Genomic DNA, 23,572 nt, shown 5'->3' with positions numbered 1-23,572 from the left:
CAAGTTTGCAGTGTGTGAACCGCCACTCGCTACGACCAGGGCGTTCGCGGCTTCTCCTGGAGCACGCCGTCGACGAAGAGGTCGACCTTCTCGCTGTAGAAGCACGCCATGCCGGCGATCTTCTGGCTCTCCGGCAGCGGCGACCGGTAGATCCACACGAGGTCGTCGTGGACCCGGCCATTCACCTCGACCGACCAGTACGTGGCGGTGCCCTTGTACGGGCACTGCGACTGCGTCGGCGACGGCCTGAGGAGATCGAACCGGACGTCGCTCAACGGCAGGTAGTAGCGCGGCGGAAGGCTCGTCTCGAACAGGATCCGCGGCTGCGCCGAAGCCGCCAGCGTCACGCCGTCCAACGCGACCCGCACGTGCCGTGAGCTGCTCAGGATGTCGACCCGCTTGTACGGGTCGCGCGGGTGGACGTAGATCGGCTCGTCCTCCTCCAGCCACTCGTCCATGGCCGCGAAGTCGAACCGGACGAGGTCGCGCAACGCCTCCGAGTCCGGGTAGGTCAGCGCGGCGCCCTCCGCCGTTCCTCCGGGCGTGACGACGTCGTGCACGACACCGCCGTCCCTGGTCTCCCCGGTCGGCTTCAGCTCGGCGCGCACGGAGGACAGGGGCAGGTAGTAGGCCGGGTAGTACGGGATCTCCCAGACCAGGCGCGGCGCGGTCGTGTCCGCGACCAGTTCGCCACCGAAGTACGCACGGACCCGCTTCGCGGAGGTCTCCACTCGCATGTCGCCCATGACTCATGGCAACACAGAACGGGCCGAACGGCTTCCCTAAGCGTTGCCGTCGAACAGGCTCGTCACCGAACCGTCCTCGAAGACCTCCTGGATCGCCCGCGCGAGCAGCGGCGCGATGCTGAGCACCGTCATGCCGGGGAACCGCTTCTCCTGCGGGATCGGCAGCGTGTCGGTGAGGATCACCTCGCGCGCCTTGCTCGCGATGAGCCGGTCGTAGGCGTCGCCGGACAGCACGCCGTGCGTCGCGACCAGCACCACGTCCTTCGCGCCCTGCTCCAGCAACTGCCGTGCCGCCGTCGTGCTCGTCAGCGCCGTGTCGATCATGTCGTCGACCACGACGCAGGTGCGGCCCTCGACGTCGCCGACGACGCGGTTGGCCACGACCTCGTTGGGGCGCAGCGGGTCCCGCGTCTTGTGGATGAACGCGATCGGGCAGCCGCCGAGCAGGTCCGCCCACTTCTCGGCGAGCCTGGTGCGGCCCGCGTCCGGGGAGACGATCGTGAGGTCCTCACCCCGGTAGCGGCTGCCGACGTGGTCGCACAGCAGCCACATCGCGTGCAGGTGGTCGACCGGGCCGTCGAAGAAGCCCTGGGCCTGCGCGGTGTGCAGGTCGACCGTGACGATCCGGTCGGCGCCCGCGGTCTTGAACATGTCCGCGACCAGGCGCGCCGACACCGGCTCGCGGCCGGCGTACTTGCGGTCCTGGCGCGCGTACGGGTACGACGGCACGACGGCCGTGATGCGCTTGGCCGAGGCCCGCTTCAGCGAGTCGACCATCAGCAGTTGCTCCATCAGCCAGTCGTTCACCGGCGCGGTGTGGCTCTGCATGACGAACGCGTCCGCGCCGCGCACCGACTCCTCGAAGCGGACGAAGATCTCGCCGTTCGCGAAGTCGTAGGCGGCCTGCGGCGTGATGGCGACGCTCAGGTCCTTCGCCACGGCCTCCGCCAGTTCCGGGTGCGCCCTGCCGGAGAGCAGGATGAGCTGCCGCTTGGCGATGCCCGGCTTGCCGCTGACCATCGTCCACGCTCCACGCTCGCCCGACCTCGGACCCGATCGTTCAGCATCGCCGCGAGATCACGCAAACCCCGCGTCCGGCCGCTGAGATTCCACGTTGCCGGGCAATTCGAGTTAACTCGATCGAGGGCACCCACAGGGGGTCCTGTAGCAGGGATGGGGTCGCACGCTGGGTATAGATCAGGGGAACCCGATTCACCTCTTGGGGTATGACCGGTGTGATTTCTTGATCAGCGTCCTTGAGGCCTCAACCACCATCCCTACGCTCCTTTCATGCCTGACAACCAGGACACACCTGCGGCGACACCACAGACCCCGCCGACGAGCCCGATCGTGATGAGCACGCCCATCCACGACCAGATCGCCGACCACCTCGGGGTGCGCCAGAAGCACCGGCGGCCGGACTGACCCGGCTGCCCGGTCACGACTTTCGGCGGTCGACGGCGCCCGCTCCGAGCAGGTAGGAATGGCCCCTCTGCGGACAGGAGGGGAGCCTTGTCGATGCGCCTCACAGTGCTGGCCGCCGCGGCCGCGCTCATGATCACCGGCACGCCCGCCGTGCAGGCCACGAGCGGTGCCCCCGTCCCCCGGATCGGCTGGGCCGCCTGCGGGCCCGAGCACCCCGGCTTCGAGTGCGCCGAGGTGAAGGTGCCGCTCGACTACGACGACCCGCGCGGCGCCACGACCACCGTCGCGCTGGCGCGCAAGCCCGCGACGGATCCCGCACGCCGCATCGGGTCGCTGTTCCTCAACCCCGGCGGGCCCGGCGGGTCCGGGGTGGACTTCGCGCTCGGCGCCGGCAACGCCCTGTCGGCGAACCTGCAGGGCCGGTTCGACATCGTCGGGTTCGACCCGCGCGGGATCGGCAAGTCAGACCCGTTGCACTGTTTCAGGTCGGAGGCGGACCTCGAGAAGTTCTTCGAGGGCGTCCCCGGCTTCCCGTACCAGGCGGCGCAGGAGCGGCCGTTCTTCGAGCGCTACCGCTCGCTCGGCCCCGAGTGCCGCGACGACCAGCGGATCACCCGGCACATGAGCACCGCCGACGTCGCACGGGACATGGACCTGCTGCGCCGTGCCGTCGGTGACCGCAAGATCAGCTACCTGGGCTTCTCCTACGGCTCGTTCCTGGGCGCCACCTACGCGAACCTGTTCCCGAACAACATCCGCGCACTCGTGGTCGACGGCGTGCTGAACCCCGAACTGTGGTCGAGCGGCCGGCAGATCGTGTCGGACCGGATCGCGACCAAGGAGGAGTTCCGCGAGTTCCTGCGCACCTGCGACGAGGCCGCGTGCGTCTTCGGCCCGCAGTCGGAGAAGCGCTGGGACGCGTTGCTGAAGTCGGTGCGCGCCAAGCCGATCCAGCTCGGCGACCAGGTCTTCACCTACGACACCGTCATCAACGCCGCACTCGGCGCGATGTACTCGCCGAGCGACTGGCCCGACGCCGCCGCGCTCTTCGACCAGCTGTCCGACGCTTCCGCCGGCACGCTTCCCGGCGCGCTTTCCGTTGCGGCGGAACCGGAGTACCCCAACGGTTTCGACGCCTACAACGGCAACGTGTGCGCGGACATCGAGTTCCCGCGCGACTTCCGCGCTTACCAGGCGACTTCCCGTTACGCCGCAGCGGGTTCCGAGTTCGGCCCGGCGTGGTGGTGGGGCAACGCGGCGTGCGCGAACTGGCCGGTGAACCCCGACCGCTTCACCGGGCCGTGGCGCACCCGCACGAACGCGCCGGTTCTGGTGGTGGGCAACCACTTCGACGGCGTCACGGACTTCCGCGGCGCACAGGCCGTCAACCGTCAGCTCGAGGGGAGCCGTCTGCTGGCGTACGCGGGTTGGGGACACACGGCGTACGGCGTGAGCAAGTGCGCGACCGACCACACGAACGCGTACCTGCTCGACGGCACGTTGCCGGCGGTCGGGACGGTGTGCCCGGCGAACCCGAACCCGTTCCTGCCGTCGGTGGCGTTGGCCGAGCCGTTGTTCAAGCCCGCCCGCAGGTAAGGGCTGATCGAGGGTTGAGGCGAGACGAGACGCCTCGTCTCGTCTCGTCTCGTCTCGAAATACGCCCACGCACACGTCTGTGCACGCACATGCGCACGCAAGCATGCACCCGACCCCAGGCCAGAATCGGCGAGACGAGACGTCTCGTCTCGAAACACACCCCTGCGCACCCCTGCGCACACGCCCGCGCACCCAGACATCAGACCCCAGGTCAGAATTGACGAGACGATACGTCTCGTCTCGCCAACTCCTGGACCAGCTCCACCGCCGCACGCGCCGGATCGTCCCCGAACCGGCTGCCGAACGCGTCATGCACCCGCCACCCCGCGTGGCTGAGCGCACGCCAGCGAGCGAGATGCGACTGCACCCCCGAGGGATGCGGGCGCGTCTCGACCGCGACGGCATGCTCCTTCTCCCCCACCACCAGGTCGACGCGCCACTGCCCCACCGGATACCCGGTGCGCACGGTCAGCCCGGCGGTCCGCAGTTCCTGCGCGAGGCTGGCCGTCCAGGCGTCCTCGGGATCCACGCCGGCGGTCTCCACCGGCGCGACGTCGGCGTGCCGCAGGTACTCGCCGATCAGGCCGGGCGGTTCGGGTGCCGACGTGATGACGTGCACCTTGCGGCGCGCGCGGGTGGTCAGCACGGCGAGGAGGTTGCGGTCGTTCACGAACCGCCACGCGCCCGGTTTCGCGTCTGCGGCGAGGCTGATCACCACCTCGTCGAACTCGCTGCCCTGCACGCCGTGCACGGTGCCCACGCGCACGCCGCCTGTGGTGATCTCGTCCAGCGTGAGTTCGCTGAGCAGCGCCTCCTCCAACGCGTCTGCTTGCGCGCGGAAGGGCGTCACGACGCCGATGGAACGCACGCCCGCGGCGACGCGTTTGCGTACGTGGGCCAGCACGGCGTCCACCTCGACCTTGTTGACGCCCTTCGAGGTGCGGTCGCCTTCGACGCGTTCGGTGTCGATGCAGTCGACGTCGGCGATCGACGGGTGGGTGGTCAGCAGCGCGATCTTGCCGTCGTAGAACCGGGTCGCCGCGAACCCGATCAAATGTGGGGCGCAGCGGTGGTGCTCGTCGAGCCAGTGCACGCCCGCGGTGGCCGCGCCCGCGTCGAACAGGCTGACCTTCGGCACGTCGAGCCGGTCGCGCAGGTCCTGGGTGCCCTCGGCGTCGACCGCCGCCTGCACCGCCTGGTCGCCGACGAACGACACGTGCCGCAGCTGGCGCGGGTCGCCGCCGATCACCGCGGCACGGCCGCGCAGCAACGCCGGGGCCGCCAGCGGCTGGTCGACGTGGCTGGCCTCGTCGATGATCACCAGGTCGAACATGCCGGGCACGGGCGGGAGGATGTCCTCCACGTCGGACAGCGTGCCGACCCACAACGGCAGTGCCGCCACCAGGTCCGCGCTGTCGATCTCGGCCAGCCCGCGCCGCCGGGCCGCCCGCCCGGAGCGCAGCGCCTTCGCCAGCGCGGCCACCGCCCGGCGCGCGCCCGCTCCCCTGCGGCTGACCGAGTACTCCTTGAGCCAGGTGGCCGTGGCGGTGCGGCTCGCGACGTCCTGCTCGGCCAGCAACGGCCGCAGCTCACCGAACGCCGTGCCACCGCTCGCGCCGATCCGGACGGAGGCCGCGGTCTGCTCGGCGGCCTCGATCGCGGCGCGGAGGTCCTCGACCGAGACTTCGGACGCACCAGCGAGCCCACGTGCCTTCCGCAACGCCCATCCAGTTCGCAGTCCACCGAGGAATCCTGTGCGCGGCTGCAAAAAGCCATGCAGAGCAACGAAATCAACGCCCGCTTCGAACGCCGCAGGTGCCACGGCCCGATGCGCCGGCATCAGCGCCTGGTGCTTACGAGCTTCAGCGGCCAGCTGTTCGTCGGTGAGCGAGCCACCGACCGTGCGTTCGACACGGGCGACAGCGGCGGCGGCCGCGCGCCGGACACGGTCGAGTTCGCCGAGCTGGTCGGGATTGCTCGTCGCGGTCAGGCCGTCGCTCAGCTCACGCGCCATCTCCTGCCGCAGTTCGGAATCGCCGAACAGCACCGGCACCGGCCCGCCCGCCTTGCGCAGCGCGCCACCGAGCACGTCGGCGGCGTTGCGCGTGCGGCTGGCGAGGAGCACGGACTTCCCCGCCGCCACAGCATCGAGCGCCAATGCCGCGAGAGTGTGCGTCTTGCCCGCGCCGGGAGGGCCGCCCACGACCGTGATCCGCGCACGGCGCGCGTGTTCGACCGCGCGCATCTGGCTGTGGCTCAACGGCAACGCCGAACTGACCGGCTCGTCGTGGTGGTCCGCTTCGGACGCAGCCCCGTAGAGCGCCGCGAACGCCGTCCCGTCCAAGCCCTTCTTGCCCGACCAGTCGAACAGCGCCGTGCCCTGCTCGGTGCTCACGACGGGCTCGCCCGCGTGCAGTCCGGCCCCCATCGCGACGACCAGTTCGCTGCCGGAGATCAGGCTTTTGGGGTCGTCGTGCACGATCGGCACGTTCTCGAACCCGGCCAGCCGCAACGTCTGCGTGATCCACTGCTCGGTCGGCGCGAGCGCGGCCTCCCGCTCGGCGGTCCTGGCCCAGTCGCCGATCAGCGGGAAGACCCCGGCGTCACCGGCGACGTGATAGGCGTACCCGAGCCCCAGCCCGTGGTGCAGGCGCACCGGCCGGGACACGAGCGGCAGGCACACCCGGCGGCGTTGCCCGCCGATCTGCGCGGGCCCGGCGAGGAACGCCCAGCCCAGCCGCAGCAACCGGTCCTCCTGGTGCAGCGCGTCGTACGCGGCCAGGTGTTCGACCTCGGCACGGGCCTGCTTCGGCGCGGTCCACGACACCGGCGTCCAGTGCGGGCCCTCCTGCACCAGCGTGATCGCCCGCCACGACGGCTCGTGGTCGCCGAGCCACAGCAGGCCCGCCGACTTGGTCAAGTCGAGCTGGAGCTTCTGCGGTTGCTCGGCAGCGCTCAGCCGGGCGAGGGTGCGCAGGACCGCAGAGACGTTCACGGCGTACATCGTGCCATCGGCACGATGTACGCCGTTCCGAACAGCGTTAGAGCGTCAGCGTCCAGGTGTCGAGGGTGCCGGTGTCGACCGTGGCCGCGTCACGGACCCGGAGAGTCCAGGTGCCGTTGCGCGTCTCGGAGGACAGGTTGACCGTGTAGGTCTGGTCGATGTTGTCGGCGCTGCCACCCGAACGGTTGTGCAGCATGTAGACCGAACCGTCCGGCGCGACCAGGTCGACCAGCAGGTCACCCTTGTAGGTGTGCTTGATGTGCACCTCGACCTTGCTGCTCGCCGAGGCGTTGCCGGTGCAGCCGTTGAACGCGACCGTCGATGTCACGGTCGTGTTGTCGGGGATCGCGACGTCGGTGCCGTTGGTCTGCGGGGCACAGGTGGCCGAGCCGACCGTCCACGTGAACGACGTGCTGCCCGAACCACCCGCGGTCGCGGCGGCCGTGACGGTCACGTTGTACGTGCCCGCCACCGTCGCCGTGCCCGTGATGACACCGGACGAGGACCCGATCGAGAGCCCGGTCGGCAGGCCGGTCGCCGACCACGTGTACGGCGCGGTGCCGCCGGACGCCGACAGCGTCAGGTTCGCCGTGCCGTTCAGGGCGGTGGACTGGTTGCCGGGGTTGGTGACCGAGACACCGGGAACGCCGCCGGTGTTGGTGCGCAGCAACAGGTTCGCGGAGTTGGCGCCGGGGTTCGTGACCTTGTTCGGGGTGGCCTGGGCGAGGATCGCCGCGTGCACCTCGGCCGGGGTCTTGCCCGGGTTGTCCGCGAGGTACAGCGCCGCCGCGCCCGCGACGTGCGGGGACGCCATCGACGTGCCGCTCATCGTGGCCGTGCCGGTGTTGTTGCTGTGGGAGGCGGAGACGATGTCCTGGCCGGGAGCGAACAGGTCGCTGCACGTGCCGTAGGACGAGAACGACGCGCGGGCGTCGGTGCGGGCCGTCGCCATGACGTTGATCGTCTCGGTGACGCGCTGCGGCGAGTACTTGCAGCTGTCGTCGTTGAAGTTGCCCGCGGCCACGACGTACGAGACGCCACCGCGGATCGACGCGCGCACGGCGTCGTCGAGCACGCGGCTCGGCTCGTTCGCCGTGCCGGTGTAGAGGCTCATGTTCGCGACGGCCGGAAGGACAGCGTTCGCCGTGACCCAGTCGACGCCCGCCGCCTCGGTCGCGACGGAGCCGCCACCGGAGCAGTTGAGCACGCGGACGGCCTTGAGCTTGACGGTCTTCGCCACGCCGTAGGCCGCGCCGCCGACGGTGCCGGCGACGTGCGTGCCGTGGCCCTGGCAGTCCTTGCCGTTGCGGCCGTCGGTGAACGCGTCGAAGCCGAACGACGCACGCCCGCCGAAGTCCGCGTGGTCGTAGTTGATACCGGTGTCGATCACGTACGCCGTCACGTTCGACGCGCCCGTGCTGTAGCTGTACTTGCTGTCCAGCGGCAGGTTCGCCTGGTCGACGCGGTCGAGACCCCACGACGGCGGGTTGAGCTGGTCGGTCAGGACCTGCACGGTCCGGTCCTGCTCCACGTAGGCCACGGCCGGGTCGGCGGCGAGGCGCTTGGCCTGCTGCTTCGACAGCGTGGCCGAGAAGCCCTTGAACGCGGCCTTGTAGGTGAAGCCGATCTTGGCCCCGTAGCGGGACGCGAGGCCGTCGGCACGGCCGCTGACCTCCGTGCGCGCCATGCCGTTGTCCCTCAGGACCACGATGTAGCTGTCCTGGACGGCGTTGGGCGCGCTTTCGGCGACGATCGGTCCCTCAGGCTGTGCGGCCACGGCCTGTGGGAGCGCGAGCACGGTTCCGGCGACGGCGACTGCCGCCACCCCGAGCGTGCGCAGGGTGCCTTGTCTCATCACTGCTCCTCATTCGCAGGGAACCGCGTGCGAACGCGGGGCCGGCCCTCGACGGCCCAACAGATGCGTTCACACGCGGTTGCGAAACAGCTTCAGTCCGGTGTCGGACGTGATGAGTCTTTAGTTGCGACAAGCAGTAGATCAAGCGACTTTCGTACGGTTGTCAGCCGGCGAGCGCGAAAAGATCGTCCCGGTCGCCCGACTGCTTGAGCTGGGCGAGCGACTGCTTCTCGAGCTGGCGGATGCGCTCGCGGGTCAGGCCGAGCTCCTCCGCGACCTCCTGCAGGGTGCGGGAACGCCCGTCCTCCAGTCCGTAGCGCAGGCGCATGATCCGGCCCTGCCGCGCGGGCAGGACGTCCAGAAGGGAGCGAACGCCCTCGGTGAACTCCTGCTGCTCCAGCAGATCCGGCGCGGACACACCGTCGGTGTCCTGGATCAGGTCGCCCAGCACCGAGTCGCCCTCGTCGCCGACCGGCGTCTCCAGCGACACGCACGTGCGCGCCGCGTCCCTGAGGTCCTGCACGCGCTGCGGCGAGCACTTGGCCTCGGCGGCGATCTCGTCGACCGTCGCGTCGCGGCCGAGCGCAGCGGACAACTTCTGCCCGATCTTCTTGAGCTTGTTGACCTCTTCGACCACGTGCACAGGCAGGCGCACCGTGCGGGTCTGCTCGGCCAGACCGCGTTCGATCGCCTGGCGGATCCACCACATGGCGTAGGTGGAGAACTTGTAGCCCTTGGCGTAGTCGAACTTCTCGACCGCGCGGATCAGGCCGAGGTTGCCCTCCTGGACCACGTCGCCGAACGGCAGGCCGCGGAAGGAGTGCTTCTTCGCGACCGACACGACCAGGCGCAGGTTCGCCCGGATCATGTGGTCCTTGGCACGTTCGCCCTCGGCGACGATCCGCCGCAACAGCCGCGGCTCACGCGTGGTGTCACCGCTCTGGAGCAGGTGCGCCGCGTAAACGCCGGCCTCGATACGCCGGGACAGGTCGACCTCCTCCGACGCGGTGAGCAGCGGCGTGCGGCCCACCTCGCGCAGGTACATGCCGACCGTGTCCGCGTCCTGCCCGGACGCGCGGTTCTTCAGATCTGCAGACACGACAAATCCCCCCGTTTCCGTTGGCAGGTGTGTCAGCCGGCGCGAGTTCGCGCCGGTCGTCCGGTTGCCTCTTCGAGTCAACCGCCGCAGGCGATTCGGCTCGACGCGGCGGCCGGATGACCGGCTGCTCGGCGAACTCGCCGCCGTCTGCGGAGCAGCGGCCCTATACACCGCTGCACTCGTGTGTAACGGTTCAGAGGTCCACTTCATTCCGCGGTTTTCCCTGTGACCTCAGCCTCACCTTGGTGATGGCGTGATGTTCGACCGCGCGGACCTCGATCTTCCAGCCGGAGACCTCCACCACGTCGCCCGGGACGTCCGGGATGCGGCCGAGGAGCAGCAGCACCAGTCCGGCGACCGTCGAGTACGGGCCCAGCGGCGCGTCCCTCAGTTCGACTCCGACGTCCACCAGGTCGTGGATCGGGAACGTGCCGGGCAGCTCGATCGACCCGTCGGGCGCGGTCTTGACCGCCACCACGTCGGAGTCGGTCTCGTCGTAGATCTCACCGACGATCTCCTCCAGCAGGTCTTCCAGGGTCACGATCCCGTCGACCGCGCCGTGCTCGTCCACCACCAGCGCCAGCTGCTCGTGCTCGGCCTTCATGCGCCGCAACGCGTCCGTGACGCGGACCGAGTCCGGCAGCGCCATCGGGGCGCGTGCCACGTCCGCGAGGACCGCGGCGTCGTCGAGCAGGTCACGCAGGTGCACGACGCCGATCACGTCGTCCAGGTGCCCGTCCTTGGTCACCGGGGCCCGCGAATGTCCGGACCTCGCCAGGATTTCCCGCGCGGCGGGGATGTCCAAACCTGATTCGACGATCGTCACCTGCCGGCGTGGCACCAGGACCTCGCGCAGCCGTCGTTCGTGGATCTCCAGCGCACCGGTCATGATCGTGCGTTGTTCCTGGTTCAGATGCTGTTGCACCTCAACGAGGTCACGCAGTTCCTCGGCCGACATCTGCTCGTCGTCGGCGTTCGGGTCGCCGCCCAGGACGCGCACCACGACGTCGGTCGACTTGCTCAGCAACCACACCGCCGGCCGGGAGATCGTCGAGAGGAGGTCGAGCGTGCGGGCGACGATCTTCGCCCAGCGGACCGCGTACTGCATCGCGAGGCGCTTGGGCGCCAGTTCTCCGAACACGAGTGTGACGAACGTCAGCACCACGGTGACGAGCGCGATCGCGACGCCGTTCGCGGCGCCGCCCAGGAAGCTCAGCAGCGGAACGACCGGTTCCGCCAGCGAGACCGCCGCGGTCGCGGAGGCGAGGAACCCCGACAGCGTGATGCCGATCTGGACGGTCGCGAAGTACCTGTTCGGATCCCGTGCGAGCCGTACGAGCCGGCGATGTCCCTCCCGTTCCAAAGAGCGGAGCTGGCCTTCACGAAGCGACACGAACGCCATCTCGCTGCCCGCGAAAGCCGCGTTGAGCAGAACCAGAACCGCGACCAGGGCGAGGTTGAAGCCATAACCGTCCACGCGTTTGGGGTAGCACGCACGGTGGTATTTCGCACCCTGACGGCCATCTTGAGCAGCCAGGAGGGCTTGAACCGAACGAGGTGGATGAGATGGACGCCCCCGAGGTGATGAGCGCCTCAGCGAGGACCTTGCACACCCTGCCGGAGGACCAGCCCGATCTCGCCGCGATGCGGGTGTGGGTCGGGACTCTGCTGAGGGACCTGTCCGAGGACGTCAGGCTCGACGTACTCCTCGTGTGCACGGAACTCGCCAGCAACGCGTACGAGCACGCCGAAGGCCCCCGCGCCGTGCGGGTGCAACGACACACTGATTTCATCCGTGTGGAGGTCGACGACCACACGCCCGCCGAGCTCCCGAGGCTGGGACAGTCGAGGATCAACGACTCCCGGGGCCGTGGGCTGATGTTGATCGCCCAGATCTCCCGGTGCTGGGGCACGCGCGAGTTCACCGGCGGGAAGACCATCTGGGCCGAGGTGAACGCATAGGTCGTCCGGGCGTTTCGCCCAGACGATCCATGACAGCGCACGGATGGGTTCTGCGTCCGGGTTCTCCGATTCTCGAAGCATGACGACAACGGTTTCCCCGGCGGTCCGGCCGCTGGTCCGCCACGGCGCGGAGATGTTCGTGGCGATGCTGGCCGGAATGGCCCTGATCGCACCCCTGTGGACGCCTGGACGGGTCGAGGTGGCCGCCCTGTGGATGGCGGTGGCGATGTCCGTGCCGATGGCGTTGTGGATGCGCTATCGCGGTCACGGCCGGATCGTCGAGATGTGCGCGGCGATGGCCGTCCCGTACGCCGTGCTGCTGGTGCCGTACTGGCTCGGGTGGCTCGACGGTGACGCGGTGTCGATGGGCGGGCACCTGCTGATGGTGCCCGCGATGATCGCCGTGCTGGTCCGGTACCGGCACGAGGAGCACGGGACGCCCAGCACGAACCCGGTGGTCCGGGCGCTGGGTGAGCGCTGGCCGGCGGTGATCGCGCTGGCGGTGACGTTCGACTTCTGGCAGGCGCCGGTCGTGCCTCCCGTGTGGACCCTGCTGGGGTGCCAGGTGGTCTACCTCTTCTGCGGGTGGCGGGCGCCGCGCACCCAGCTCGCCGTGTTCAGCCTGTACGCGGCGCTGGCCGTCGTGGTGATCCTCGTGTCACCGCACACCGGCGTGTTGCTGATCGCGCTCGGGTGGGGCGCGCACGCCGTCTGGGATCTCGTGCACCACGTGCGCGACGCGGTCGTGCCGCGCTGGTGGTCCGAGTTCTGCGGAGTGTTCGACCTGGTCATCGCCGTCACGATCCTGACGGTGTGGTTCTAGGCTGATGGCGATGAACGATCTTCCGCACACCGCCCTGCGCGGCACCCTCCACGTGCTCTGGATGAGCGCCCTGGTCGTGCCGCTGGTCTCGGTGCTGCGCGAACAGTCCGGGCTGCGCTGGCTCGGGGTGCTGGGACTGCTGGCGCTGGCCGTGGCGTTCGCGGTGACGTTGCGGGGCGGGCCGCCGTGGGCGCTCGTGGCCGCGGTCCTGGTGACGATTCCGCTGGTGGCGCCGGTCGGCCCGGACGAGCTGTCGACGTGGGCGTGGATCGGTGGCGCGGCGGCCGGGTTCGCGCCGCTGGTGCTGACCGGTCCGTGGCGATGGCTCGCGGCGATCGGCGCGGTGGTGCTGTCCGGGGTGGTCGGGTACTTCGTCGGCCACTTCCACACGCTCTACCAGATGATCGCGGCGGCGATCGGGGCGACGATCATCGCGATGGCCGGGCTGCCGATGTGGTTCGCGGGGCTGCTCGGGCAGGCGCGGGCCGGGCGGGAGGCGCAGGCCGAGCTCGCGGTGAGCGAGGAGCGGTTGCGGTTCGCGCGGGACGTCCACGACCTGCTGGGACACCGGCTGACGGTGATCGCGCTGAAGTCCGAGCTGGCCGGACGGCTGGCGGCGACCGATCCGGAACGGTCCGCCGCGGAGGCGTTCGAGGCGCAACGGCTGGCGTCGTCGGCGTTGGAGGAAGTGCGTGACGCCGTGCACGGCTATCGCGCTGTGGACCTGCCCGAACAGCTCGAGGCCGTGCGGAACGTGTTGCAGGAAGCCGGTATCCGGTGCACGGTCACGGAAGTTCCGGTGCACGGTGAGCGTGCCACGCAGCTCGCGCTGGCGTTGCGGGAGGCGTGCACCAACGTGTTGAGGCACAGCCACGCGACGTGGTGCATGATCGACGTCTCCGTCGCCGAGGAGGAGGTGCGGATGACCGTCACGAACGACGGCGCCGAGAAGCCTTCCGGCGAGGGCAACGGGCTCCGCGGCCTGCGTGAGCGGCTCGCGGCGGTGGGCGGTCAGGTGTCCGCGGAGAAGTCCGGTGACGTGTTCACGCTGCAGGTCGTGGTGCCCGCGTGATCAGGGTCCTGCTGGCCGACGACGAGGAGCTGATCCGCGACGCGCTCGCAGCACTCCTCGGTCTGGAGCCGGATCTCGAGGTGGTGGCCCGCGCGGGTGACGGCCGGGCCGCCGTGGAGGCAGCGCGGGCGCACCGTCCGGATGTGGCCGTGGTGGACCTGCAGATGCCTCTCCTGGACGGTTTGGAGGTCACCGTCGAACTGGCGCGCGTGCTGCCGTCGTGCGCCGTGGTGATCCTGACCGGCCGGGGCAGGCCGCCGCACCTGCAGCAGGCCCTGCACGCGGGCGCGAAGGGCTTCCTGCCCAAGGGATCGCCCGGCGGCACGCTGGCGGACGTGATCCGCCGCGTGCACGCCGGTTCGCGCTGGGTCGACCCGGCACTGGCCGCCGACGCGCTCGCCGCTCCCCCGTGCCCGCTGACCCAGCGCGAGCTGGAAGTGTTGCGGCTCAGCGAGTTCGGCACCCCGGTCGCCGAGATCGCGGCACGCACGTCGTTGTCCGCCGGGACCGTGCGCAACCACCTGTCCGCCGCGGTCGCCAAACTCGGTGTGGCGAGCCGGAGCGAGGCGTTCTCGCTGGCCCACGAACACGGCTGGCTCTAACGCCTCAGGCACGCCGGCACGGTGAGTGTGGTCGACTGGCCGTCGGTGAGCGTGCGGACGCTCGCGCCGAGCAACAGATCGCCCGCCTTGTCGAGCACGGCGCGGGCGACCCGGCTGCGGTCCTCGCCGCGTTCGAACACCCCCATGACCCTCGCGCCCGTCCGGACCGCCCTGGTCCAGCCCTTGGAGTGCGGGACCTCCAGCCAGTCCGCGACCTCCTCGTCCACGACCTGGCGCACCATCGCCGCCACCACGCCGTCGAAAGCCTTGCCGGGCACGAACTTCTCGTACAGCTCGACGAGGTTCCTGGTCAGCTCGACCCCTTCCGCCGACGGCGCGTAGGACGCCCGGACCAGGGTGTTGCTGAGTTCTTCCGCTTCCCGCAACGTTTCCGGCATCGCGTCCTCGCGGATGCCGAGCACCGCACCCGCGACGCGCCAGACGTGGTAGTAGTCCTCGGCCTCCGTGTCCGTGACCGAGATCCCGATGCGGCGCATGCCGTCGATCACCTGCACGGAGAAGATGAGCATCGCGCCCAGCAAGTCCTGCTGGCACACCGGAACACCGTCCGCCTCGTGATCCCACTCCGGCGACCGCCCGACGAAGTAGCGCACCGCCGCGTGGATGAGCCGGGTCTTCTGGATCGTCGGCACGAACGAGCCACCCGTGCCGAAAGCGCTGGGCTCCATCATGTTCAGCACGAACTGCGACGTCTCCGACAACCGGCGGTGCGGCTGGTTGAGCCGATGCGTGAGCGTGAGCACTTTGGACGGCCGCGGCTGCGCATAGCAGTTGACCATCGCGCCGAAGCTGAGCACCGACGCCACATGCACGCCGTCGTCGACGAAGAACTCGTGCGCGCGGGCGACCCGTTCCTCGTCCATCCACTCGGGCGGGTCGTCGGTGGCGAGCAGGTAGGCGCGGACGACGGGCGGCAGGTGTGCCGGGACGGGCTCGTCGTTGCCGCGGAACTCCGCGAGCACCCGGTTGACCTCGTTCAGGCTGCCGGTCTCCACCAGGTGCGCGATCACGGCGTCGGCGAGCGGGTCGCCCTCGTACTTCAGTGCTTGCAGGTCCACGTGGGCGAGCGTATGGGTCCGTTCGGGCCATTGGAGGTGGTGATCACCTCTTCGGCCCAGCGAATCCACGCGATCGTGCGGCGTTGTTCGTTGTTCGGCGTTGTCCGGCGTTGTTCGGCCGTCGTTGCGCGGTGGACCGCTCGTGACGTCAGTCGCCCGAGGTGAGCAAGTCGAACGCGTGCTTGCGATGAACCTTGAACATCTCCACCGCGGCCTCGGCGTTCCGCGCCCGCAGCGCCCCCACCAACATGTCGTGTTCGAGCCGCACGTGGTCCAGGTAGCCGGCCATGCTCGTGTTGACCCGCATGATCAGGAACAGGAACACCTGCGACCGGATCGCGGCCCAAGCCTCCAGCAGCCGCTCGTGCTTGGCCGCCGCGAACACCGCGTCGTGGAAGTCGATGTCGCACTTCACCATCCCGTACGGGTCCTGGGCACGCGCCATCGCCTTGGCCGCCATCACGATCGGGACCAAGTTGGCGTCACTCGCGTGCTCCACCACGCGCCGCACCGCGAGGTCCTCCAACGCGCCACGCAGGCTGTCCAGCTCCGCCACGTCCTCGTCGGACAACACCGTCACCGTGGCACTCCGATGGAACGCGCTGCGCACGATCCCCTCGCGTTCGAGAAGCTGCAACGCGTCCCGCACCGGCCCGCGGCTGACCTCCAGCGCCGCCGCCAGCTCCACCTCGCGCAGCGGGGCGCCCGGCTGGAACCTGCCCAGGAAGATCCCGCTCCGGATCATGTCCGCGACCTCGCTGCCCAGCCCTCGCCGGCGCGCGGGGGCGAGGTGGACCGGCCTGTCGTTCTTGCTCATGTCCGAATGTTAACAAGCGCACAACTTCACCGTTTGTCCGAATGTTAACATTCGGACATGCCTACAATTCCCCGGTTCCACCTGGCCATGCCCGTCGACGACCTCGCCGCCGCCCGCCGCTTCTACGGCGAGACGCTGGGACTGGAGCAGGGCCGCAGCTCCGACACCTGGATCGACTGGAACCTGCACGGCCACCAGTTCGTCACCCACCTCGCGCCGCGGACCGAGCGCGTCAGCAACCCGGTCGACGGTCACGACGTGCCCGTCCCCCACTTCGGGCTGGTGCTGACCGTCGACGAGTTCCAGGTGCTGGCCCAGAAGCTCACCGACGCGGGCACGAAGTTCGTCATCGAGCCGTACGTGCGGTTCAAGGGGGAGGCCGGGGAGCAGTGGACGATGTTCCTGCTGGACCCGGCGGGGAATGCGCTGGAGTTCAAGGCGTTCGCGGACGACTCGCAGGTGTTCGCGGTCTGAGACCGCCGGGTTCACGACCTGACACCGCCGAGTCCGCATCCTGACGCAGCCAGGTCCGCGAGCTGAGGCCGCCGGTTCGCGGCCTGACGCAGCCGGTCCGCGAGCTGAGGCCGCCGGGTCCGCGGCCTGACGCCGCCGGTTCGCGGCCTGACACCGCCGAGTCGGCAGCCTGACACCGCCGGGTCCGCGACCTGAGGCCACAGACGCCCGCGGCCCGCAGCCCGCAAGCGTCCGCACCTGAAGCCAGCACATGACGATGACCCGAAGCCCGCATGCGTCCGCCCCTCAAACCCCCGAGCGTTCACGGCCTGAACCGCAGGCTCTCGCAGCCCGAAACACGGAGACGCTCGCGGCCCCCACCCACTCCCCACCTAAAGCCCAGGCAAAAATCTTGCACAACGCGCAACTTTCGGTAGCGTGGAGATGACGCCGAGCCACGACCCGATCACACCGGGTCAGACAGGGGAGGGCCATGACCACGGCCGAGCGGCAACGCAGCGCGCAGGAGCTCATCCGTCCGCAGTTGCCCGCCGAACTCAGCGAACGCGGGAAGTGCCCGTTCGACCCGGCCACCGGGCTGACCGAGTTGAGCGGGCGCGGGCGGATCCACCGGATCGCGCACAACGGCGACACCGTCTGGCTCGTCACCGGGCACGACGAGGCGCGGGCGGTGCTGGCCGCGCCGCAGATGAGTTCTGACCGGATCAACAGTCCGCGGGCCAAGGCGTTGATCTCGCCCGAGCTGCACGCGGAGCTGTTCCCGCCGGAGCGGCAGGCCGGGTCGTTCATCTTCATGGACGCGCCCGAGCACACCCGCTTCCGGCGGCTGCTGACCGGGCAGTTCACGGTGCGGCGGATGCGAGACCTGACGCCGCGCATCCACGAGATCGTCACCACGCGGCTCGACGCGATGGTCGAGAAGGGGCCGCCGGCCGATCTCGTGCACGACTTCGCGCTGCCGGTGCCGTCGCTCGTGATCTGCGAGCTGCTGGGGGTCGACTACGGCGACCGCGACGAGTTCCAGCGCCGCACGGCCAAGCTGCTCAGTCTCACCACGACGATCGACGAGCAGATCAAGAACACCGTCGAGTTGCGGCAGTTCATGCGCGGGCTGGTGCTCGCCAAGCGGAACAACCCCGGCGACGACCTGTTGTCCGGGCTGGTGCGGGACACGGACCTCGATGACAACGAGCTCACCGGTATCGCGAACCTGCTGCTCATCGCGGGTCACGAGACGACGGCGAACATGCTGGCGCTCGGCACGTTCGCGTTGCTGGAGCACCCGGACCAGTTCGCGAAGCTCCGCGACAACCCCGAGCTGACCGAGAACGCGGTCGAGGAGCTGATGCGTTACCTGTCGATCATCAGCATGGGCGTCTCACGGCACGCGAAGGAGGACGTCGAGATCGGCGGCGTCACTGTGCGCGCCGGGGAGACCGTCGTGGTGTCGGTGCCCGCGGTCAACCGCGACGACCGCCAGTACGACGACCCGCACGCGTTGCTGGTCGACCGGCCGCGCGGGCACCACGTGGCGTTCGGGCACGGCATCCACCAGTGTCTCGGCCAGCAGCTGGCGCGCGTGGAGATGGCGGTCGGTTTCACCGAGCTGCTGCGCCGGTTGCCGACGCTGGAGCTCGCCGTGCCGGCCGCCGAGGTGCCGCTGCGGACCGACATGTCGATCTACGGCGTGCACAGGCTGCCCGTCACCTGGTGAACCCGTCGCCGAGCTGGTCGATCATCCGGCCGACCAGCTCGGTGACGTCGAACCTCTCGATGGCCTGGGGTGTGTCGAGCCACCACTGCACGACCGCGCGCATCGACGCGAGGATCGTCGACGCCGTCACCGCCGGGTAGGGGTCCTCCTGGGGGTCCACTCCGCAGCGCACCGCGATCGCCGCCGCCAGCGCCTGCTCACGGGCGGAGTAGGCGGCGAACACGTGCGGCAGCAGCGCCGGGTCCCGACGGAGCTCGCGCAGCTGCCGGAGCCGGTCGAGGTCGACGTAGCGCGGGTAGATCGACTGCAGGGCCCCGCGCAGCGCGACCAGCACCGGTTCGTCTGCTGGCCGTGCGGCGAACTCCTCCACGAACGCGAGCGCCGTCGCCGTGTCGCCGGCGACGACCGCTTCCTCTTTGGACGAGAAGTAGTTGAAGAACGTCCGCAGCGACACCCCGGCCGCGCGCGCGATCTGATCCACCGTCACCCGGTCGAGGCCGTGCTCCACGCACAGACTCCAGGCGGCGTCGCCCAGCGCTTCCCTGGTCGCCGCCTTCTTGCGTTCACGCAGGCCCGTCACGGGAGGAAGAGTAAATGGTACCGGAAATTGGTGTAGACCTTGTGACGCCGTGAGCGCCTCACTACGGTCCGCGAGAACGCTCCCACACGACCTACGGAGGACCGGGTGCGCCTACTCGGAGTCGTCGTCCTGGCCGGTGCCCTGCTCTCTGCGGGCCAGGCTCATGCCTCTCCCGCGCAGAGAACGGCCCCCACCGTCACGCTGATCACCGGTGATCAGGTCCTGACAGGACAACGAGCGATCAAACCGGCGCCCGGCCGTGAGCGCGTCCTCTTCTCCACCTACACCGTGCAGGGCCATGAGTACGTGGTGCCGCACGACGCAATCCCGATGATCGCGGACGGCCGCCTCGACGAGCGCCTCTTCGACGTCACCGAGCTCGCGACGTACGACGGCGCCCTCCCCGTCATCGCGACCTACCCCCAGGGCACCCTGAGCGCGCAGTCCGGCCTCCGGCTGCGCAGCATCAACGGTGTGGCGTTCGACGCGGCCAAGACCCCGCTCGCCGGCACGCTGTCCACGACCGGGGCGTAGAGGATCTGGCTCGACGCGAGGCGCAAGGCGAACCTCGACCGCAGCGTCGCCCAGATCAACGCCCCCGCCGCCCACGCAGCGGGTCTCACCGGCAAGGGCGTCACGGTCGCGGTCCTCGACACCGGCGTCGACAACACCCACCCGGACCTCGCCGACCGCGAGATCGGCGAGCGCAACTTCTCGAACTCCCCCGACAACGGCGACCACTACGGCCACGGCACGCACGTCGCGTCGATCGTCGCGGGCACCGGCGCGAAGAGCGGCGGCAAGTACCGCGGCGTCGCGCCGGACGCGCACATCCTCGACGTGAAGGTGCTGGGCGACAACGGTTCCGGGCAGGACAGCGCGATCATCGCCGGGATGGAGTGGGCGGTCGAGCAGGGCGCCCAGATCGTCAACCTCAGCCTGGGGGGCTACGACACCCCCGACGTGGACCCCCTCGAGGAGACCGTCAACCGCCTCACCGCGGACAAGGGCGCGCTGTTCGTCATCGCCGCCGGCAACTCCGGCCCGGCCACGAGCACCATCGGTTCGCCCGGCTCGGCCGACGCGGCACTGACCGTCGGCGCCGTGGACCACGAGAACCGGATCGCCGAGTTCTCGAGCCGCGGCCCGACCAGGTCCGGTGGCCTGAAGCCCGACCTGACCGCGCCCGGCGTCGGCATCGTCGCCGCTCTGCACTCCGACGGCAGGATCGGCGCGCCGGTCGCCGAGGGCTACACCTCGCTCGACGGCACCTCGATGGCGACCCCGCACGTCGCGGGCGCGGCTGCACTGCTGCGCCAGCAGCACCCGGAACTCCCCGGCGCCGCACTCAAGGCACGGCTCACCGGCAGCACCACGCCCACCGAGAAGCTCACGCCGTTCGAGCAGGGCACCGGACGCGTGGACGTCGCCAAGCTGATCAAGCAGAACGTGTCGTCGAGCCCGACGAGCATCACGTTCGGCGCGCACCAGTGGCCGCACGCCGGTGAACCCGCGCTGACGCAGGAGATCACCTACTCGAACGCGAGCTCCGAGCCCGTCACGCTCGACCTGTCGGCCGAGACCGGCGGCAGCCTGTTCAGCGTGTCCCCGGCGAAGCTCACGGTCCCCGCAGGCGGCACCGCTAAGGCCACGGTCACCGCGGACGTCGCGAAGCAGCCCGCAGGTGGGGTGTTCGGCGGCTCGATCGTCGCGAGCGGCGTGCGCACGGCCGTCGTCGCCGACCTGGAGGTCGAGAGCTACGACGTCAAGATCACCGGTGTCGAGCGGTCCGGCGTCACCACGGCGTCGACGTTCGCGTACCTGATCAACGTCGACACCGGCGCCCGTGCCTGGCCGGACTCCTCGACCGGTGTGGCGCGCCTGGCCAAGGGCCGGTACATCCTGTCGGGCAGCGTGATGTCGTCGTCCGGTGGCTACACCCACGACGTCGTCAACTACCCGAACCTGACGATCTCCGGCCCGGCGACGATCGACCTCGACGCCCGCCAGGCCAAGCCGGTGAAGGTGACGCTGCCGGTCGCCGCACAGCTCTCGTTGCTGCAGACCGGTTTCGAACGCGTCGTCGGCGACGCCAGTTACACCATCGGCAACTTCTCGGTCGGCGGCGTCGTCGACCACCTCGGCATGGCGAGCATCGGCCCCGACTCGGACGAGGTCACCGGCAAGATCGCGACGTTCTGGAACGCGGGCCCGGACTTCTACGGACTCGCCTGGTACCAGAAGGGTTCCGCGCCGAAGGGCCTGACGAAGACCGTCGCGAAGAAGGACCTCGCCACGGTCAAGGTCGACCTGCCCGCACTGAAGCCGGGCCAGTCCGCCTCGATCGGCCACACGTCCTCCCCCGCGGGCCGCGCCGACTGGGGTTACGGCTCGCTCGACAACTTCGCCACAGGCCCGCGCACGGAGTACTACGGCGGCGAGGGCGGTGACTGGTCGCGCAGGTTCAACCTGTTCGACGAGACGGGCAACATCGGCGCGCTCGTCACCCCGCTGCGCCACTACAAGCCGGGCTGTTCGTACGTGGAACCGTTCAACCGCGCGGTGTTCGGCCCGGCGCTGCCCGAGGCGCGCGACGTCCCGCACTCGTTCCGCACCGGCGACTTCGTCCGCGTCACCGTGCCGCTGTACGGCGACAGCGCGGGCAACGAGGGCTACGGCCCCGTGACCGAGGCGAAGACGACGCTGTACCGCGAGAACGTGAAGGCCGTCGAGACGGCCGAGCCGGGCTGGGCGATGCTGGACGTCGCTCCGGGCGCCGCGGACTACCGCCTGGAGACCTCGGCCACGCGCGACAACGCCTTGAGCTCCGAGGTGTCCGGCGTGTGGACCTTCCGCAGCGACACGACGGCGGAACGCACCGCGCTGCCGCTGTCCGTCGTCCGCTTCACCCCGCAGCTGGACGACAACGGCTACGCCCGCGCCGGTCAGATGCTCGCGGTGCCGATCTCGACGCAGTCGCAGACGGGTTCGGTCCGCGTGACGTCCGTCGAGGTCTCCTACGACGGCGGCACGACGTGGAAGCGCACGCAGATCACGGCCAACCGCGTGCTGCTTGCCCACCCGAAGGACGCCAAGTCGGTCTCCTTGCGCGCCAAGGCGTCCGGCAGCGGCCAGACCGTGGAGCAGACGATCGTCAACGCGTACCTGCTCCGCTGAGAAAGGCGCCCACGCGCTGCCGAGCCCACGAGGCGGAGGGGCGCGCGGGCACTCCGGCTCGAACAGGACGTTGCGGCGCTTTGGTGATCGCGCGAACCTGGTACCCCAGCCGAAGGAGACCGAGTGCGCGAACTGACCGACGAGATCACCGCGGCCCACTCCCCTCCGCCGGCCCAGGCCCCTCCCACCGGGGTGAGCATCCCCGGCCGTCACGTCGCCGAGGTCGCCCGGCATCCGGACGGCCGGCTCGCGGTGATCACCTGGTCGTCGCCGCGGATCGACCCCGGCCTGCTCAACCCCGCGCTGCACGTCGTCGGGACCGACGGCACCGTCACCGACCTTGGCGCGACTTCCGCGGACGCCGGGTCGCCGGCGTGGTGGGGCGACGAGGTGTTCTACCTGGCGCTGACACCGCCGCACCTGCAGGGCGGCAACGCCGTCTTCGACCAGCGCCACCACAACCGCACCGAGGGCCTGCGGGCCTGCCCGATCGATCTCGTGCAGGACGACGGCGAGGCGCCGGTCGTGGTGGTCGCGACCGGGCTCGACACCGAGTTCCACCGGCTCGGCGGCGGCCTCCTGGGCCGCGTCACCGGCTCGCACCTCCCTCCCCGCTACAGCGACCTCGACGGCATCCCGTGGGGCGTGCAGAAGCGTCTCCGCTACCGGGCTCGCGACGGTCTCGAACTCGACGGCCTCCTCGTGCTCCCCGTCGGCTGGTCCGAACGAGACGGACCGTCTCGTCTCGTCACGCTGGTGCACGGCGGACCGTACGACCGCTGGACCGACGACCTGCAACTGCACTGGGTGCCGTCGGCCCAGTGGTTCGCGCACCAGGGCATCGCGACCTTCCTGCCCAACCCCAGGGGCGGGCAGGGCCGCGGCCACGAGTTCGCCCACGCCGTGTCCGGGAAGGTGGGGCAGGAGGAGTGGCACGACGTCGAGGCCGGCATCGACCTGCTCGTCGCCGAGGGGATCGCCGACCCCGAACGGCTCGGCATCTCCGGCTGGAGCCACGGCGGGTTCATGGCCGCGTGGGCGATGACGCGGACCGACCGGTTCAAGGCGGCGCTGGTCGGCGGGGGCATCTCGGACTGGCCGCGCCTGATCGCCACGGGTGAGTGGGGCGCGTTCGAGGCGGCGCTGGGCGACGGCCCGGAGCACAGCCCGCTCACGTACGCGGACCGGATCACCACGCCGATGTTGATCGTGCACGGCGCGGACGACACCAACGTGCCGGTGGAGCAAGCCGAACTCCTGCATCGCGCGGTGAAGCACTCCGAACTCGTCGTGTATCCGGGCGAAGGGCACTCGCTCCGGCAGCGTGCGCACAGGCTGGATCTGCTGAACCGTGCCAGAACGTTGTTCGCGAAGCTCTGACACTTGCGCAAACACTGCGCAAGCACGGCAAGCCAACAGCAAGCGAGCGCAAGCGCGAGTATCTAGATCAAATCAATTTTCCGGGCAGGTTCGGGCCCGAACCTAGAGAGAAGCCGTCTGTCCAGCCGCTGGTGATCGCCCTTGGGCACGCTGCGACACTGTTCGGA

General features: G+C 69.9%; 20 protein-coding genes. 11 read left to right on the top strand and 9 right to left on the bottom strand.

Annotated features, from left to right (window positions below):
- Positions 1-29 precede the first annotated feature (29 nt).
- The gene (locus IEY88_RS02290; protein WP_189152862.1) at positions 30-737 is read right to left on the bottom strand and encodes a DUF427 domain-containing protein; all 708 of its coding nucleotides are present in this window, start codon (positions 735-737) and stop codon (positions 30-32) included.
- A gap of 45 nt (positions 738-782) precedes the next feature.
- Complete coding sequence (locus IEY88_RS02285) at positions 783-1,766, bottom strand: ribose-phosphate diphosphokinase (protein WP_189152861.1); 984 nt, start codon at positions 1,764-1,766, stop codon at positions 783-785.
- 270 nt (positions 1,767-2,036) lie between these two features.
- On the opposite strand from IEY88_RS02285, the gene IEY88_RS44990 reads away from it, so the two are divergent.
- Positions 2,037-2,171 carry a hypothetical protein gene (locus tag IEY88_RS44990; protein ID WP_268241202.1) on the top strand — a complete coding sequence of 45 codons (135 nt, stop codon included), beginning with the start codon at positions 2,037-2,039 and terminating at the stop codon, positions 2,169-2,171.
- A 93-nt stretch (positions 2,172-2,264) separates the two neighbouring features.
- Positions 2,265-3,767, top strand: coding sequence for an alpha/beta hydrolase (locus IEY88_RS02280; RefSeq protein ID WP_189152860.1), 1,503 nt, complete (start codon positions 2,265-2,267; stop codon positions 3,765-3,767).
- A 211-nt stretch (positions 3,768-3,978) separates the two neighbouring features.
- Here the strand turns inward: IEY88_RS02280 and IEY88_RS02275 are convergent, their stop codons facing one another.
- The 4 genes from IEY88_RS02275 to IEY88_RS02260 all read right to left on the bottom strand — a co-directional run bounded on the left by IEY88_RS02275 (position 3,979) and on the right by IEY88_RS02260 (position 11,202).
- Entirely contained in the window at positions 3,979-6,762 is a 2,784-nt protein-coding gene (locus IEY88_RS02275) for an AAA domain-containing protein (RefSeq protein WP_189152859.1), read from the bottom strand.
- 46 nt (positions 6,763-6,808) lie between these two features.
- A complete protein-coding gene (locus tag IEY88_RS02270; protein WP_189152858.1) occupies positions 6,809-8,626 on the bottom strand; it encodes a S8 family peptidase in 1,818 nt (605 codons plus the stop codon).
- 163 nt (positions 8,627-8,789) lie between these two features.
- Positions 8,790-9,725: a sigma-70 family RNA polymerase sigma factor gene (locus IEY88_RS02265; RefSeq protein WP_229693015.1), complete on the bottom strand. Its 936-nt coding sequence runs from the start codon at positions 9,723-9,725 to the stop codon at positions 8,790-8,792.
- Positions 9,726-9,918: 193 nt separating this feature from the next.
- The gene (locus IEY88_RS02260; RefSeq protein WP_189152857.1) at positions 9,919-11,202 is read right to left on the bottom strand and encodes a hemolysin family protein; all 1,284 of its coding nucleotides are present in this window, start codon (positions 11,200-11,202) and stop codon (positions 9,919-9,921) included.
- A gap of 89 nt (positions 11,203-11,291) precedes the next feature.
- On the opposite strand from IEY88_RS02260, the gene IEY88_RS02255 reads away from it, so the two are divergent.
- The 4 genes from IEY88_RS02255 (at position 11,292) to IEY88_RS02240 (ending at position 14,184) form a co-directional block, all read left to right on the top strand.
- The gene (locus tag IEY88_RS02255) at positions 11,292-11,687 is read left to right on the top strand and encodes an ATP-binding protein (RefSeq protein WP_189152856.1); all 396 of its coding nucleotides are present in this window, start codon (positions 11,292-11,294) and stop codon (positions 11,685-11,687) included.
- 79 nt (positions 11,688-11,766) lie between these two features.
- Positions 11,767-12,510: a hypothetical protein gene (locus tag IEY88_RS02250; RefSeq protein WP_189152855.1), complete on the top strand. Its 744-nt coding sequence runs from the start codon at positions 11,767-11,769 to the stop codon at positions 12,508-12,510.
- A 10-nt stretch (positions 12,511-12,520) separates the two neighbouring features.
- Positions 12,521-13,582, top strand: a complete 1,062-nt coding sequence (locus tag IEY88_RS02245) for a sensor histidine kinase (RefSeq protein ID WP_229693014.1) — start codon at positions 12,521-12,523, stop codon at positions 13,580-13,582.
- Positions 13,579-14,184: a response regulator transcription factor gene (locus IEY88_RS02240; RefSeq protein WP_189152853.1), complete on the top strand. Its 606-nt coding sequence runs from the start codon at positions 13,579-13,581 to the stop codon at positions 14,182-14,184. The genes IEY88_RS02245 and IEY88_RS02240 overlap by 4 nt, the downstream gene beginning before the upstream one ends.
- Here IEY88_RS02240 and IEY88_RS02235 read toward each other — a convergent pair.
- Positions 14,181-15,263: an oxygenase MpaB family protein gene (locus IEY88_RS02235; protein ID WP_189152852.1), complete on the bottom strand. Its 1,083-nt coding sequence runs from the start codon at positions 15,261-15,263 to the stop codon at positions 14,181-14,183. The two genes, IEY88_RS02240 and IEY88_RS02235, sit on opposite strands and share 4 nt — an antisense overlap.
- A 148-nt stretch (positions 15,264-15,411) precedes the next feature.
- Positions 15,412-16,080 carry a GntR family transcriptional regulator gene (locus IEY88_RS02230; protein WP_189152851.1) on the bottom strand — a complete coding sequence of 223 codons (669 nt, stop codon included), beginning with the start codon at positions 16,078-16,080 and terminating at the stop codon, positions 15,412-15,414.
- Positions 16,081-16,137: 57 nt separating this feature from the next.
- Between IEY88_RS02230 and IEY88_RS02225 the strand changes: the two genes are divergently transcribed.
- Together IEY88_RS02225 and IEY88_RS02220 are read left to right on the top strand one after the other, a co-directional pair.
- Entirely contained in the window at positions 16,138-16,554 is a 417-nt protein-coding gene (locus tag IEY88_RS02225) for a VOC family protein (RefSeq protein WP_189152850.1), read from the top strand.
- 472 nt (positions 16,555-17,026) lie between these two features.
- Positions 17,027-18,268: a cytochrome P450 gene (locus tag IEY88_RS02220; RefSeq protein ID WP_189152849.1), complete on the top strand. Its 1,242-nt coding sequence runs from the start codon at positions 17,027-17,029 to the stop codon at positions 18,266-18,268.
- Here the strand turns inward: IEY88_RS02220 and IEY88_RS02215 are convergent.
- On the bottom strand, positions 18,258-18,848 hold the full coding sequence (locus IEY88_RS02215; protein WP_189152848.1) for a TetR/AcrR family transcriptional regulator: 591 nt from the start codon (positions 18,846-18,848) through the stop codon (positions 18,258-18,260). The genes IEY88_RS02220 and IEY88_RS02215 overlap by 11 nt on opposite strands.
- Positions 18,849-18,953: 105 nt before the next feature.
- Here IEY88_RS02215 and IEY88_RS02210 point away from each other — a divergent pair, with 105 nt between their 5' ends.
- From IEY88_RS02210 to IEY88_RS02200, 3 genes are all read left to right on the top strand, one after another.
- Complete coding sequence (locus IEY88_RS02210; protein WP_189152847.1) at positions 18,954-19,382, top strand: hypothetical protein; 429 nt, start codon at positions 18,954-18,956, stop codon at positions 19,380-19,382.
- 3 nt (positions 19,383-19,385) lie between these two features.
- Positions 19,386-22,025, top strand: coding sequence for a S8 family peptidase (locus tag IEY88_RS02205; RefSeq protein WP_189153498.1), 2,640 nt, complete (start codon positions 19,386-19,388; stop codon positions 22,023-22,025).
- Positions 22,026-22,148: 123 nt separating this feature from the next.
- On the top strand, positions 22,149-23,405 hold the full coding sequence (locus tag IEY88_RS02200; protein WP_189152846.1) for an alpha/beta hydrolase family protein: 1,257 nt from the start codon (positions 22,149-22,151) through the stop codon (positions 23,403-23,405).
- The last annotated feature ends 167 nt before the right edge of the window (positions 23,406-23,572 follow it).

This window comes from Lentzea pudingi (genome assembly GCF_014646255.1).
GTDB lineage: Bacteria > Actinomycetota > Actinomycetes > Mycobacteriales > Pseudonocardiaceae > Lentzea > Lentzea pudingi.
Note: the sequence above shows the minus strand (reverse complement) of the source record. Positions and strands in the feature narration are given on the sequence as shown.

Excerpts from the sequence above, each read along its gene's own strand:
- IEY88_RS02290 (WP_189152862.1), bottom strand. The coding sequence starts at position 737 with ATGCGAGTGGAGACCTCCGCGAAGCGGGTCCGTGCGTACTTCGGTGGC.
- IEY88_RS02285 (WP_189152861.1), bottom strand. The coding sequence starts at position 1,766 with ATGGTCAGCGGCAAGCCGGGCATCGCCAAGCGGCAGCTCATCCTGCTC.
- IEY88_RS44990 (WP_268241202.1), top strand. The coding sequence starts at position 2,037 with ATGCCTGACAACCAGGACACACCTGCGGCGACACCACAGACCCCGCCG.
- IEY88_RS02280 (WP_189152860.1), top strand. The coding sequence starts at position 2,265 with ATGCGCCTCACAGTGCTGGCCGCCGCGGCCGCGCTCATGATCACCGGC.
- IEY88_RS02270 (WP_189152858.1), bottom strand. The coding sequence starts at position 8,626 with ATGAGACAAGGCACCCTGCGCACGCTCGGGGTGGCGGCAGTCGCCGTC.
- IEY88_RS02255 (WP_189152856.1), top strand. The coding sequence starts at position 11,292 with ATGGACGCCCCCGAGGTGATGAGCGCCTCAGCGAGGACCTTGCACACC.
- IEY88_RS02250 (WP_189152855.1), top strand. The coding sequence starts at position 11,767 with ATGACGACAACGGTTTCCCCGGCGGTCCGGCCGCTGGTCCGCCACGGC.
- IEY88_RS02245 (WP_229693014.1), top strand. The coding sequence starts at position 12,521 with ATGAACGATCTTCCGCACACCGCCCTGCGCGGCACCCTCCACGTGCTC.
- IEY88_RS02230 (WP_189152851.1), bottom strand. The coding sequence starts at position 16,080 with ATGAGCAAGAACGACAGGCCGGTCCACCTCGCCCCCGCGCGCCGGCGA.
- IEY88_RS02225 (WP_189152850.1), top strand. The coding sequence starts at position 16,138 with ATGCCTACAATTCCCCGGTTCCACCTGGCCATGCCCGTCGACGACCTC.
- IEY88_RS02220 (WP_189152849.1), top strand. The coding sequence starts at position 17,027 with ATGACCACGGCCGAGCGGCAACGCAGCGCGCAGGAGCTCATCCGTCCG.